Source organism: Kamptonema sp. PCC 6506 (assembly GCF_000180455.1).
Classification (GTDB): Bacteria; Cyanobacteriota; Cyanobacteriia; order Cyanobacteriales; family Microcoleaceae; genus Kamptonema; species Kamptonema formosum.
Genome location: NZ_CACA01000059.1, coordinates 1 through 13,862, shown reverse-complemented (window position 1 = coordinate 13,862; position 13,862 = coordinate 1). Strand labels below are relative to the sequence as shown.

Annotated in this window: 12 protein-coding genes; 4 read left to right on the top strand and 8 right to left on the bottom strand. The window is 44.4% G+C overall.

Going from position 1 to position 13,862, the window contains the following annotated elements; translation table 11 throughout:
* The first annotated feature begins 238 nt into the window (after nucleotides 1–238).
* Both OSCI_RS03070 and OSCI_RS03065 read left to right on the top strand, forming a co-directional pair.
* Nucleotides 239–1,000 carry a DNA-3-methyladenine glycosylase gene (locus OSCI_RS03070; protein ID WP_007353393.1) on the top strand — a complete coding sequence of 254 codons (762 nt, stop codon included), beginning with the start codon at nucleotides 239–241 and terminating at the stop codon, nucleotides 998–1,000.
* Between the two features lie 193 nt (nucleotides 1,001–1,193).
* On the top strand, nucleotides 1,194–2,336 hold the full coding sequence (locus OSCI_RS03065; RefSeq protein ID WP_007353392.1) for a histidinol-phosphate transaminase: 1,143 nt from the start codon (nucleotides 1,194–1,196) through the stop codon (nucleotides 2,334–2,336).
* A gap of 224 nt (nucleotides 2,337–2,560) precedes the next feature.
* Here the strand turns inward: OSCI_RS03065 and OSCI_RS03055 are convergent, their stop codons facing one another.
* From OSCI_RS03055 to OSCI_RS03015, 8 genes are all read right to left on the bottom strand, one after another.
* Nucleotides 2,561–2,791: a hypothetical protein gene (locus OSCI_RS03055; protein WP_007353390.1), complete on the bottom strand. Its 231-nt coding sequence runs from the start codon at nucleotides 2,789–2,791 to the stop codon at nucleotides 2,561–2,563.
* A gap of 486 nt (nucleotides 2,792–3,277) precedes the next feature.
* The gene (gene larB / locus OSCI_RS03050) at nucleotides 3,278–4,066 is read right to left on the bottom strand and encodes a nickel pincer cofactor biosynthesis protein LarB (protein ID WP_007353389.1); all 789 of its coding nucleotides are present in this window, start codon (nucleotides 4,064–4,066) and stop codon (nucleotides 3,278–3,280) included.
* 166 nt (nucleotides 4,067–4,232) lie between these two features.
* Complete coding sequence (locus tag OSCI_RS03045) at nucleotides 4,233–6,011, bottom strand: ABC transporter substrate-binding protein (RefSeq protein WP_007353388.1); 1,779 nt, start codon at nucleotides 6,009–6,011, stop codon at nucleotides 4,233–4,235.
* Between the two features lie 17 nt (nucleotides 6,012–6,028).
* The gene (gene ispF, locus OSCI_RS03040) at nucleotides 6,029–6,508 is read right to left on the bottom strand and encodes a 2-C-methyl-D-erythritol 2,4-cyclodiphosphate synthase (RefSeq protein WP_007353387.1); all 480 of its coding nucleotides are present in this window, start codon (nucleotides 6,506–6,508) and stop codon (nucleotides 6,029–6,031) included.
* Nucleotides 6,509–6,589: 81 nt separating this feature from the next.
* Complete coding sequence (locus OSCI_RS03035; RefSeq protein WP_019487508.1) at nucleotides 6,590–7,321, bottom strand: Uma2 family endonuclease; 732 nt, start codon at nucleotides 7,319–7,321, stop codon at nucleotides 6,590–6,592.
* 209 nt (nucleotides 7,322–7,530) lie between these two features.
* Complete coding sequence (locus tag OSCI_RS03030) at nucleotides 7,531–8,133, bottom strand: cytochrome b/b6 domain-containing protein (protein WP_007353384.1); 603 nt, start codon at nucleotides 8,131–8,133, stop codon at nucleotides 7,531–7,533.
* A 656-nt stretch (nucleotides 8,134–8,789) separates the two neighbouring features.
* A complete protein-coding gene (gene trmD, locus OSCI_RS03020) occupies nucleotides 8,790–9,467 on the bottom strand; it encodes a tRNA (guanosine(37)-N1)-methyltransferase TrmD (protein ID WP_019487506.1) in 678 nt (225 codons plus the stop codon).
* Nucleotides 9,468–9,859: 392 nt separating this feature from the next.
* Nucleotides 9,860–10,087, bottom strand: a complete 228-nt coding sequence (locus OSCI_RS03015) for a hypothetical protein (RefSeq protein WP_148288892.1) — start codon at nucleotides 10,085–10,087, stop codon at nucleotides 9,860–9,862.
* A gap of 27 nt (nucleotides 10,088–10,114) precedes the next feature.
* On the opposite strand from OSCI_RS03015, the gene OSCI_RS03010 reads away from it, so the two are divergent.
* Nucleotides 10,115–11,005, top strand: a complete 891-nt coding sequence (locus tag OSCI_RS03010; RefSeq protein WP_007353381.1) for a cyanophycinase — start codon at nucleotides 10,115–10,117, stop codon at nucleotides 11,003–11,005.
* A gap of 129 nt (nucleotides 11,006–11,134) precedes the next feature.
* Nucleotides 11,135–13,855, top strand: coding sequence for a cyanophycin synthetase (gene cphA / locus OSCI_RS03005; RefSeq protein ID WP_007353380.1), 2,721 nt, complete (start codon nucleotides 11,135–11,137; stop codon nucleotides 13,853–13,855).
* Nucleotides 13,856–13,862: the final 7 nt, after the last annotated feature.

The following is a 13,862-nucleotide window of genomic DNA, read 5'->3' as shown; positions in this document are numbered from 1 at the left end:
GCTGTCATAAAATCCATTTTTCGTACCGAAGAACAGACAACCCAGGGTAAAAACAACGGTCAAGGCTGCTAGAACTAACTTGATATCCATAACTGAGCTTCCTCTGTTTGATGATGGAGACTGTTATCCTTGTCTTTCAACAAGATCCAACGAGCGTGGCTTTCCCTCAGCCAGAGGGCAAGTTTTCACGCTCCTACTGGCTACTGAATTCTAACCGTCCTTGAGTGAAACTTGGAAGATGAGCAAACAAAAAAAAATAGCGATCGCCCCTAAAGTGGTAGATGCTATCCTGCCCCTAGAAGGGAAGAATGCTCGCGACGCGATCGACTCTCAAAACGCTGAGATTGTAGACTCTTCTTGGCTGGCGCGTTCATCTCCTAATGTTGCGCCTGATTTAGTGGGTTGTACTCTTGTACGGCGTTTTCCTAATGGTGAAATAGTTCGAGGTGCGATCGTGGAAACAGAAGCTTACGCACCTGGAGATCCAGCTTGTCATGCTTACCTGCGTCGTACTCCTCGCAACGAGGCGATGTTTAGGCCAGCGGGCACAATATATATATACTTGATTTATGGTATGTACCACTGTCTCAATATTGTGACAGATCTGGAAGGGGTTGGTAGTGCTGTGTTGATTCGAGCTTTACAATTAGAGTCAGTTCCAGAGGCGGATGGACAATTGAAGGGTGATACCTCAGCTTTACGACTTCCTGATGCCGGAGCTCCGCGACTGCGCGATGCCGGAGACCGGCGACTTCGCGATCGCATTGCTGCTGGCCCTGGGAAACTTTGCCGCGTACTTGAGATTAATTCTAGTTTAAATGGTCTGGCTTTGCGTCCGGGAGAACCCCTGTGGTTAGAGCATCGGAGTCCAGAATTTCAAGAAGCTGTAGATGGAGGTGCGATCGCAATTGTGCAAACCACGCGGATCGGTATTTCTAAAGGTGCTGATTTGCCTTGGCGGTGGTATATAGCAAATTGTGCAGCAGTGTCTAAGCTTTAAGTAAGGGCAACCTGGGATTTGTAGTATGATTAATTGTTGATTACAGATTGAGAATTATCAACAGGACTTAAGCACTTCGAGTAAAGAAACTGGTTTTTTTACGAAAATACTTCGTTAGAGCCAGCAGATTTTGTAAAAAAATCGGTTTCTGAACCTATGAGCGTAAGTTCTAAGTAAAATAAACGTTTGTGTTATGCTCCCATTTATCCGCCAAGATTTAGCACAACTTACTGCCTATACCCCTCATCCTGGTGGCACTTCAGGAGAACCAGCGGAGTCGGAGATTTCCCTCGATCGCTTGGATACTAATGAATGTCCCTATGATTTGCCTGATGAGTTAAAACAAAAGCTAGCTTGGAATTTCCAGCAGCTAATTGAGGCTAATCGCTATCCTGATGGTGGTCATGCGGCACTCAAAGGTGCGATCGCAGAATACGTCAATGAATCAGTTGACCCCATTCAAAATTCCTTAATTACGATAGATAATATCTCCGTTGGTAATGGTTCTGACGAATTAATTCGCTCATTGCTGATTGCTACTTGTCTGCGGGGGGAAGGTTCGATTTTTGTGGCCGATCCGACCTTTTCAATGTATGCTATCCTTGCCCAAACTCTCGGTATTCCTGTTGTGAGTGTAGGGCGAAATGAAGCAAATTTTGAAATTGATTTAGCGGCGGCTCAAGCAATAATTAAACAAACCCAAAATCCTCCCGTGCGGGTAGTTTTTGTAGTTCATCCTAATTCCCCTACTGCCAATGCTTTAACGCCAAATGAGTTAGACTGGCTGCGAAGTTTACCAGACAATATTTTGGTAGTCATTGATGAAGCTTATTTTGAATTTAGCCAAACTACTCTTGCTGGTGAATTGCGGCAACATCCTAATTGGATAATTTTGCGAACATTTTCTAAGGCATTTCGGTTAGCTTCTATGAGGGTAGGATATGCGATCGCACATCCCGAAGTTATAGCCACCCTCGAAAAAATCCGTTTGCCTTACAATCTCCCCACTTTCTCTCAAATTGCTGCTCAATTTGCTTTGGCCGGGAGGCAGTTATTGCAGTCATCAATTCCCGAAACCTTAGCTGAGCGAAGCAAGTTAATTACAACTCTTGGTAAACACCCAAAATTACAAGTATGGCCAAGTGCAGCTAACTTTATTTACCTCCGGCTCAAAGGCGATGGCTCTAACTGTTTAGACGAACAGCATCACAATTTGATGCTGCAACTTAAAGCGCAAGGGACTTTAATTAGGCACACAGGTGGAGGTTTGCGAGTTACTGTCGGTACTCCCGCAGAAAATCAGCGGACTATGGAGCGACTCGCAGCAGTCCTTTAAAAGATACTATTCGCGATCGCATGGTTTTCCTCTCCAATCCATTAGCGATCGCCACGATCTATAGTCATACATTTTTCGACAAAAGTAAAAATACAGCATTTGTGGAATTACCCGACCTTAAAATTCTAGAGACAAGCTGTGGCAACTGCTTTAAATCCTTAGCAATTGGAGCTTTTAGCCATGTTAATGCTTTTACCCTGGTTTCAGCCACGATACCTTAAGGATTAGCCAGAGGGCTCTGCTCCTAAACGCTCAGCCGCTAGATCTCGAATCAGAGATAGCCGAGACTGGATATACTGATTTAACTGTTCCGCTTCACTACCGTTGATCGAGGAATTCATTTTGAACTGCTTGAGCAACCACTGTGCGAGAGTGTCATCATCTAGTGTCATTAAGACATTTGCCTGAGTGGTTTCAACTAATGACCAGAGCTGGCGTAACATTGTAGGAGTCATAGAACCTCCGAAAATCGTGAATCCTCATCCAGGGTACTGGGATGGGAAGAACTGGTGGTATTAAGCCATCATCTCCTACAAAGGTAGGGTTTTAGGCTTAATCTTTATTTTATATTTCTAAGATAGCTGAATATGGTAATAACAGAAGCTAGAACACACAAGTTGTCATAAGAGTTACAAATAGCTTAATATTTGGATAAATATCTTGACTAAAATCTCATTTTTCTTTACATAAGATTAAGCTATAAGTATCATAACGCACATTATTTCTGGCGATAACAAAATCTTGTATGACAGTACAAATATGCTCTAAGTGTTGGTATATAAGGATTATAGAGTGAAAAAATAGTTATTTCCGCTGTTTTGCCAATTCCTGTCAAGAGCGCTTATTGCTAATTAGTCAATGATTCTTGTCTCATAAAAAATTATCCAGCCTCGCGATCGCCCTAGCAACCTCTATTTTCAGCTCTAAGCAAGTTCAATGATTTAAGCTTTCTCTCCCTCAAACCGCCCCAATCGCTCAGCAGTCCTAAGAATTTGACAAGCCAAAATCGCTGCACCAAACCCATTATCAATATTAACTACCCCGATACCAGCAGCACAAGAATTAAGCATTGTTAACAAGGGAGCTAAACCGCCAAAATTAGCACCATAACCCACACTTGTTGGCACAGCAATCACCGGACAATTCGCTAAACCTGCAACCACACTAGGCAAAGCCCCCTCCATTCCAGCCACTGCAATCAACACATCCGCTTCATAAATAACGTGCCTTTGACTCAGTAAACGATGAATTCCAGCCACTCCCACATCCCAAAGACGGCGAACCTGAAACCCGCATAGTTCCGCCGTAACAGCCGCCTCCTCTGCTACAGGCAAATCGGCAGTTCCCGCAGTTAGGATAGCAATAATTCCGCTTTTTTTTGGGATTGCTAAATCAGGAACAATTGCACAAATTTTAGCACTTCGATAATAAGATAAATCGGGAATTTTCTGCTGCAATTCATCATACACCTCCGGTGAGATTCGAGTAGCCATTACCACTGAATTACGCGGCCGCATCACCTGTATAATCTCAACAATTTGCTCAGGTGTTTTTCCCTGTCCCCAGATTACTTCGGGAAAACCAGTTCTTAAACTACGATGGTGGTCAATTCGCGCGAAATCTCCTACTTGTTCAAAGTCAAAATGCTTTAATTTTTCCAAAGCTATGTCAGGAGTCATATCCCCAGCCGCAACAGCTTTTAGTAAATTTTGTAATGCTTCAGGTTCCATAAAATTTGTTATTTGTTAGTTGTTAGTTGTTAGTTGTTAGTTGTTGGTTGTTGGTTGTTAGTTGTTGGTTGTCATTGCGAGCGAAGCAATCGCCATACTGTGAAACTACTTCGGTTTAGCAATTACCAATTACCCATTACCAATTACCCATTACCCACTACCAAATTCATTCTGTTATTTTCAACTCATACAAATTCCAAAAAGCACCGCCAATAGCACTGTATTTAATCCCAGAAATGCGATCGCGGACAGCCTCAAAAGTTAGCGGATTCACCATATAAACAAAAGGCATTTGTTCAGTAGTGATGCGCTGAGTTTCCGCATAAATTTCCTTGCGCTTCGCCTCGTTAAGTTCCTGCGATGCTTGCACATACAGGTCATCAATTTTCTGCTCCCAGTCAGCAACAACCCAACCCTTAATAGCTGGTTCTCCCGGTTGCGGCGGTTGGTTAAAACTGTGTAAAGTTCCCTTCACTGACCAAACATTATAGCCACCGTGCGGTTCCACACCGCCACCCGTGAAGCCACCTAAATAAGTATCCCAATCCCGCGTCAGGCGCAGCTTTTCTACATAGGTATTGAAACTCAAAAATTGCGTGTCAATTTGCATCCCAAGTTTACCTAAGTCTTGTTTAATTTGTGATGCCATCTGTTCCCGCACCTTCTTACCAGCAGATGCTAGCACAGTAAATCGAACTTTGTTGCCCTTAGCATCCAATAACTGACCTTCTGAGTTATATTTAAAACCAGCATCAAGTAACAATTGTTTCGCTTTTTCTGGATTGTAATTATAAGTCTTTAATCCCTTTTCTGGAGAAAGGTAAAAAGGACTTTGTACAGGAATTGGAGAATGCAGGGGAGCACCCAAACCGCGATAAATATTGTTCGTCATCGCATCTCTATTAATTCCATAAGCAATGGCTTGCCGAAATTCCTTAATATTAAACCAGCGAGACTTAATCGGGTCTACGAAAGGCTTATTCTTGGCATTACGACCCTGATTGAGATTAAATGCCAGAAACACTGTCCCAGAGTCTGGCCCACCGTTATAAATAGTATATTTACCTCGTTTTTCCTCTCGTTTCAACAGCGGAAATGCCTCTGGCTGTACGTCGAGAGTATCCAAATCTCCAGAACGGAAATTCAGCAGTTGGGTATCTGTATTTTCCATAATTTGCCAGACAATTTGCTCAATGTAAGGCAGAGAATTTCCCTGAGTATCTTTACGCCAATAGTAGGGGTTGCGCTCTAGAATAACTCGCTGATTGGGAGTATAGCTAGCCATCCGATACTGACCATTACCAATAATTTTTTTGGGATCGGTATTAGTTCCCCAAGTTGACAGGAACAAAGGCTTACCATCAGCATCAGTAGTGCGAACACTTTCTGCTAAAATATGAGCAGGTAAAATTGGCAGTCCGCCAGCAAATCGAATAAAAGGTGCAAATGGTTCTGCTACAGAAAATTCTACTCGGCGCGGATCGAGTTTTTTAACCTTGGGAAATTGGCGACTGACTCCAACTCTAAGAATGTCTTTCAAACTAGAGGGGATTTTATCGTTTAGGTAAATACCATCGTAAGTAAAAATAATATCGTCAGTGGTAAAAGGTTCGCCATCTGACCACTTCAATCCTTCCCGCAGAGTAAACACAATTTTCTTGCCATCTTTAGATACTTCCCAGGATTCAGCTAAACCGGGTTCTAAGTTAGATGTCACACCATTTTGATTGAGCAATCCCTCGTAGAGATAGCCAAACACATCATAAGCTGACTGATTTAGCGGGGAGTTAAATGTAGCTGGGCCGCTGGGTGTGGGAACTACTAATCGTGCTACTAAGTTAGAATGAGCTGGACTGCATGAATAAAGGGTGATGGCGACGACAACTGCTAGTAAAATAGTAAGCCACCGACGCAAAACCTGGGGAATTGAAGAAGTTATCATCATTATTTACAACCTTACAACTATTTTACCACTAACAATGCCACAGCATAAACTGCTATGCCTTCTTCTCTCCCGACGGGGCCTAACTTTTCATTCGTGGTAGCTTTTACACCGATTTGGTCTGGGTTTAATTCTAAGACATTGGCAAGGCGATCGCGCATTTTTTCTATATGCGGCTTTAACTTCGGACGTTCTGCTACTATCACTGAATCGATATTACCTATTTGCCAGCCTTTATCTAATATTAACTGGTTTACTTGTGCTAGTAATTTTAAACTATCAGCGCCTTTCCATTTGGGATCGGTGGGGGGAAAATAATGACCGATATCTCCTAAGCTGAGTGCTCCTAACATGGCATCCATAATCGCATGGGTGAGTACGTCTGCATCGCTGTGGCCGAGTAATCCTAATTCGTGTGGAATGTTGACTCCGCCTAAAATTAGGGGGCGATCGCTTACCAGTTGGTGAATGTCGTAACCATTGCCAATACGGATGTTCATAAAATTTTTACTTTCAGAGATAACTTACAATATTCCAGTATCGGAAAAAAATCAATCGGACATTCTATAATATCCAAGCAATCAAATTTCATCAGGGTTAATGCCCAATTCCCTTAACTTAGCAGCTAACCGTTCTTTTTGTTGCCTTTCAATTTCTAATTGTTGTATAGCCTGCTCTTTCTGCTGTCGCTCAAATTCAGCTCTTTGAGTTTCAGCTTCATCTCCCATTAACACTAAATTTCCATCAGCCTCAAAAAACCTCAACCAATTACCTTGACAGTTTTCTACTTTCCCTTCCCATACACCCAGCCATAGTCCTAAAGACTCACAATATAATCTCCCTTGTTCGTTAGGAGATAATGATTGATACCGACGATTGATTAACGTCCAACCTCTGAGAGAAGTGGCAATATTGGGTTCGTAGACAAAATAATCTTGGGTTTTTAATTTGCGCTCGTAGATATCTTTTTTGGTGGTTACATCTACTTCAGCAGTTGAGGGAGAGGTTAATTCAACTACTAAATCTGGGAGGCGACTGTCTTCTTCCCAAGCAATCCAAGCATCTCTATTTATGGTTCCATCTACATCTAAAACCACAAAGAAATCAGGGCCTTTGAAGTCTTGATTTTTGACTTGGTTAGCACTGTAGTAGACAAACATATTGCCACCTACAAAAAAGTCCGATCTATCTCGCCAGTGATATTTGAGGGACTGGATAAGTAAATTCATCGAAATTCTATGGTTATTGCTTTCCATCGGCTCACCATCATCGGTAATTAAATTTGTTGGTAAACTTTCGATAGCTAGTGACATTGTGGTGTTGTTCATCTGGCTTATAAACTGGTATGATATCTTCAGGATAGCAAACATTTGACCGGATGGGAGCAATCTCCACTAAAAATCTATTATAATTAGACCAGCAATTCAAGGAAATAGAATAGGTGCTAACAAGGCAAATATCCAGCCACCCATGACTAATACTTCTACAATAATGAGGGTAATATTTCGTCGCATATTCTTAATTAAGAGCGTCTTATTAAAGAGCGAATTTTATGCAGCCAATCAGTCAAAGAAGAATCATTAGGACGATACTTGGCCTCAAACATAGAGACAATAAGAGGAAATCCCCCAATCTTGGCACTCATTAGTAAATGCAAGGCTAGACACAAGACTAGAATTGCCCATCCTATTAAGTGAAGAGTGTACCAAATCCGCGTTAATTCTCCCGCAGGTAGCCATTCTTCCTTGACCATACTACCAGACACAATCGAAAAAGTTAGTGCTAATAACATGATTGTATTGACAGTCCGGTGAAAGCTGTACCACCCAATCGGTTTACTCAATTGTGTTATTTTAGCTAACGAATCTGGCTGAATCAAACGTTTTTGACCGATATGAAAGCTGTATAATGCAAAGGCTGGCATCACACCTAAAATTAAGAGTTTACCAAAAGTGCCATGAATTCCAATGATGTGTTCCAACTGAGGAAGTGGCAATTTTCCAAAGCGACCATCATAGTTATTGTACACTACAAAAGCTGTTAAAATTGCGAGTACTGCTATCAGAGCGTTAACTCCATGTAGGAGCCTGAGTAGTAAGGGTTGGTAAGGTTTAGAGGGAGGCATTTGTGAGCAGGCTATATGAGAACATTACCTGATAATACTATAGCTTAATTAGGGCAATTATTTGAGTTGAGTGTAATATTCTCCATCATCATCAACAAAAAACTACAGAGACAAAGCAATTAGCTACTAATAAAATTGTAGTCAAGCTAGCAACAAAAACCCCCTTAATAAACTCCCATTTTCCTCTTTTTTTTGCCCAAATTATCAAAGGTATAATATAACAAAGCTGTGCAAAGCTAATACTACCAGTAACTAAAGAAAATAGCCACAGCCCCCTAGCTAGACCCAAACTACCAGGAGAAGGGAAACTTGAATATCAATACATCGGTTAATCCAATTGCCAAACCACAAAATTTTATTCATAGAATTGCCCAGAACAAAAAGTAATACAAACCACAGTAAAAAATTTCCACATAAAACCCAAGTAAACCCATCAATAAACTTATCATTACTCTTGTCCATTAAACCTCCTAAGACTTACACAAACCCGTGATTTATTAAAAAGATTGTCGCTTTCTTTAAAAAAATTGACCTAGAAATCAGGTCTTACCTCTATAATTTCTGTGGGCGATACTTATACTATTACCTTCCTCTTAAAATATTAATTGTAGTTTTCCGATCTAGTGTTGACACTTACTTTTAATTGTGATGATTTTTTAGGCCTTGTCTAACAAATCCGGCCGCCGTTGGCGCGTCCTTTCTAGTTGCTGCTGTCGCCGCCAACGATCGATCTCAGCATGATTCCCCGATAATAAAACATCAGGAACCTTCAAGCCGCGAAAATCCGCCGGTCTGGTATAGTGTGGGTAATCCAACAACCCATCCTCAAAACTATCTAAAGCCACCGACTCAGCCTTCCCCACCGTTCCCGGCAACAACCGTACTACCCCATTAATCAACGCCAAAGCCGGAATTTCCCCCGCTGTGAGCACGAAATCCCCCAAAGACACCTCGCGAGTCACTAAATGCAACACTCGCTCATCCACACCCTCATAATGGCCGCAAATCAAAACTAACTGATCGTACCCGCCAGCCAAATCCCGAAATAACTGTTGCTGCATCGTCTCCCCCTGGGGAGTCAGCAAAATCACCTCACGCCTCGGTAAAATTGGCACAGATTCCACCGCCGCAAAGATGGGCTCCGGCTTCATCACCATACCCACACCACCCCCATAAGGCTCATCATCAACTCGGTGATGCTTATCTGCGGTAAAATCACGGGGATTGACTAAATTTACCTCAGCTATGTTTTTTGCTAAAGCTTTGGCCATCAGCCCCGAACTTAGGGGAGATGTGAAAAAATCTGGAAACAGAGTCAGAACATCAAATCGCACGAGGCAGTAAATTTAGTAATTAGTTAATTCTCCAATCTGTCCCTGCTAAAAACACAGGTACGAAAGCCCGTTTTCTACAATTGCTCTTTGATTCATCGTCATCGTAGAATTATTAGCGCGATCGCGATCGCACAAAATCACAAAATTTTGGCACAAAAAAGGTATAGTTATAATACCATGAATTTCATAAATAAATGCCTATAGTCGGATAAGTCTTAGGTTTTTCCTTTGCCGCTTAAATCCTGGCTGTATTGTGGGCGGGTTTTGTAGAAAAATTACTACCAGGAAGGAAAATTGCCAGCGCTCTATAGCAACCGCCAAGCTGATTAAGAGATTCTTAGTTGCTGAAACTATTGCTTTTATTGCTTTCTGCCTTGAGTCCTTCTAGATGGCTAAGTTTTTCTACCTTCTGCCCTTGTGCCTTCTGCTTGACAGCCAGCAGAAAAGTAGGGTTCAGAAGCGATCGCTCCCTCAAGCTGGAGGAACCGCATTCGGTTGCAGGCCAGTTGCCTTAGCCAGCCCACAGGCGGTATGCTTCGCCAATACCAAAAACAGGGCAAAAAACCAACGATCGCGATCGCAAGCTGACTTGGCAGCATACCAGGAGCGGCACGACTCAATTTTAGCCAAACAGAGGAAGATACACTATGCAGCAGTTGACATCTCAAGCCCTTGAACACACTCCCCAGCGCACCACAACAACGATCATGGTGATTGGAGGAGCGGAAGACAAAGTTCACGGACGGGAGATTCTGCAAACTTTTTTTCACCGCGCAGGAGCTACAAGCGCTCGACTGGCAATCATTCCCTCAGCTTCGCGAGATCCAGAAGCGATTAGCGCCCGCTACCGCACCATCTTCGACGAAATGGGCGCAGAAGCGGTCAAAGTTCTCGACATCCGCGAGCGACAACAAGGGGAAGACCCGTTATGGAAAGATTATTTAGAAGATTGTACGGGAGTATTCATGACCGGCGGCGACCAATTGCGCCTGTGTGGTTTGCTCTCCGATACTCCCTTGATGGAAAAAATCCGTACCACCGCCCAAGCAGGCAAAATCGTCCTCGCTGGTACCAGCGCTGGGGCAGCAGTGATGGGCCACCACATGATCGCAGGCGGCGGTAGCGGCGCATCTCCGAATCGGTCTTTAGTTGATATGGCAAATGGGCTCGATATCATACCAGAAGTAATAGTAGACCAGCACTTTCACAACCGTAATCGCATGGCCAGATTGTTGTCAGCGATCGCCTCTCACCCCGACCGCATCGGCATCGGCATCGACGAGGACACCTGTGCCCTGTTTGAAGGAGATGGCATCATTAGCATTATGGGCAAAGGCACAGTGACGATCGTCGATACTAGAGAGATATTTCACACCAACGAGCCTGTGGTGGAAGCCACAGAACCCTTGAGCCTCTTTAACCTGCGCCTGCACATCCTCTGTCACGGGGATTGTTACAATATGCGCTCTGGCAAAGCCGTGCAATCAGAAACTTGTCCCAATACCAGTTGGCCGCCGGAGTGTCGAAACTCCAACTAAATCCCTAAACTCAAAACTCATAGCAAAACTGTTCGCTGCGAACAGTTTATCGAGTAATCAAGCTTGAAATTGAATAACTATGGGCAATGCTTCTCCGACACCTGCGACCCACAATCCTCTAAGACTGCCATGAAAATACAAAAAATCCAGACCTTACGCGGCCCCAACTACTGGAGCATTAGACGGCACAAGCTGGTCGTCATGCGTCTAGAACTAGAAGATTTGGCAGATAAAACTTCAGCTCAAATTCCCGGCTTCTACGAGGGATTAACCAGCGTCCTACCCAGTTTGATCGAACACTACTGTTCCCCTGGCTGCCGAGGCGGATTTTTGCAGCGCGTCCGAGAAGGCACGATGATGGGGCACATTGTTGAGCACGTAGCCTTAGAACTTCAGCAATTGGCAGGAATGCCGATGGGATTCGGCCGCACCCGCGAGACTTCAACTCCTGGTACATATCAAGTAGTAATTGAGTATCAAAACGAACAAGCAGGGCGTTACGCTGCCAGAGCAGGCGTGCGGCTGTGCCAAAGTATTGTTAATACCGGGACTTATCCGCAAGAAGAGTTAGCTCAAGATATCAAAGACCTTCAAGAATTTGCTGCCGCCGCAGCTCTAGGCCCTTCGACGGAAACTATTGTTAAAGAAGCTGAAACTCGCGGCATTCCCTGGATGCAGTTGAGTGCCAGGTTTATGATTCAACTAGGTTACGGGATTCACCAAAAACGGGTACAGGCAACTCTGAGCGATCGCACCTGCATTTTGGGCGTAGAATTGGCTTGCGATAAAGAAGGTACGAAAAAAGTTCTCCGCGACGCAGGAGTTCCCGTTCCCAAAGGTACGGTGATTAACTATTTAGACGAATTACAAGATGCGATCGCTGATGTCGGCGGCTATCCCATAGTCATTAAACCCCTAGATGGCAATCACGGACGCGGGATCACTATCGATATCAACTCTTGGGAAGAAGCAGAGGAAGCCTACGACCTAGCCAGCGCCGCTTCCAAAAGCAAAAGCATAATTGTTGAACGCTTTTATACCGGTCGCGACCACCGAGTATTAGTAGTTAACGGTCAAGTCGTCGCCGTGGCCGAACGAGTACCCGCAAACGTAGTTGGAGATGGGAAATCTACCATCGAAGCCCTAATCGAAGCAGTCAACCGCGACCCCCAACGGGGCGATGGACACGACAACGTACTCACCCGGATTACCATCGATAAACTCGCCTTAGACTTGCTCAATAAGCAAGGATACACGATGGAATCGGTGCCACCACTAGGTCAGAGAGTATTTTTACGGGCAACAGCCAACCTCAGTACCGGCGGTATTGCCGTCGATCGCACTGATGAGATTCACCCAGAAAATCTCTGGCTGTGTTCCAGGGTAGCCAAGATTATTGGCTTGGATATTGCCGGGATCGATATTGTCACTGCGGATATTTCCCAACCGTTGCGATCGGTAAACGGCGTAATCGTGGAAGTCAACGCCGCCCCTGGGTTCAGAATGCACGTTGCACCCAGCCAAGGTTTACCCCGCAATGTCGCCGGCGCGGTACTGGATATGCTATTTCCCCAGTTTCAGCCCAGCCGAGTGCCAATTTTAGCCGTAACCGGCACTAATGGCAAAACCACCACAACTCGCCTATTGGCTCACATTGTTAAACAAACTGGTCAAACAGTTGGCTACACGACTACAGACGGAACCTACATCGGTGAATATCTCGTGGAATCGGGAGACAATACCGGGCCCCAAAGCGCTCATTTAATTCTCTCTGACCCGACAGTAGAAGTCGCAGTCCTAGAAACCGCACGGGGCGGCATTTTGCGTTCCGGTTTGGGCTTTGAACACTGCGATGTGGGCGTAGTTTTGAATGTCGCCGCCGACCATTTGGGCATTGGTGACATCGATACTGTAGAGCAATTAGCCACCCTTAAAAGTGTAGTGGCGGAGTCCGTGATGCCTAATGGCTGTGCAGTCCTCAATGCCGATGACCCTTTGGTGGCAAAAATGGCCCAGCGCGTGAAGGCACAAGTAGCTTATTTCTCCATGAACCCTGACAGCGAGTTGGTAGCAAAACATACTGCTGCGGGCGGCTTAGCGGCGGTTTACGAACACGGCTATTTGTCGATTTTAAAGGGAGATTGGACGCTGAGAATTGAACAAGCGGTAAACGTACCTTTAACTATGGGCGGCCGCGCACCGTTTATGATTGCCAATGCTTTAGCTGCTTGTTTGGCGGCTTTCGCCCAAGGGGTGAAGATTGAGCATATTCGGGCAGCTTTGTCTACCTTCCAAGCTTCTGCTGGTCAAACTCCGGGGCGGATGAATTTGTTTAATTTGGGAACTTATCACGCTTTGGTGGATTATGCTCACAATGCTCATAGTTATGAGGCTTTGGGGAGTTTTGTACGGAATTGGCCGGGATTCCATATCGGTGTGGTGGGTGGCCCTGGAGATAGGCGAGATGAGGATTTTATTACTCTCGGTAAGCTTTCAGCCAAGATTTTTGACAGGATTATTGTTAAGGAGGATGCCGATCGGCGAGGACGGCCTGCGGGTTCGGCGGCAGAGTTAATTTCCCAGGGAATTAGAGAGGCGCTAAACTCGCAAGAAAATGGGAAATCTAAAGTTGAATATGAGTCAATTTTAGATGAAACTACAGCGGTAAATAAGGCTTTGGATAATGCGCCGCCGGGGAGTTTGGTCGTGATTTTGCCTGAGAGTGTTAGCGGTGCTCTGAGTTTGATTGAGGCTCGAAATCCGATTAAGGATCTGGGGGTTTCTCCCGCTATTTCTAGTCAGTTACAAGCTCAAGAAGGCTTGAAGGCAACAGTTGTGAATCAAGGCTGATAGAAAA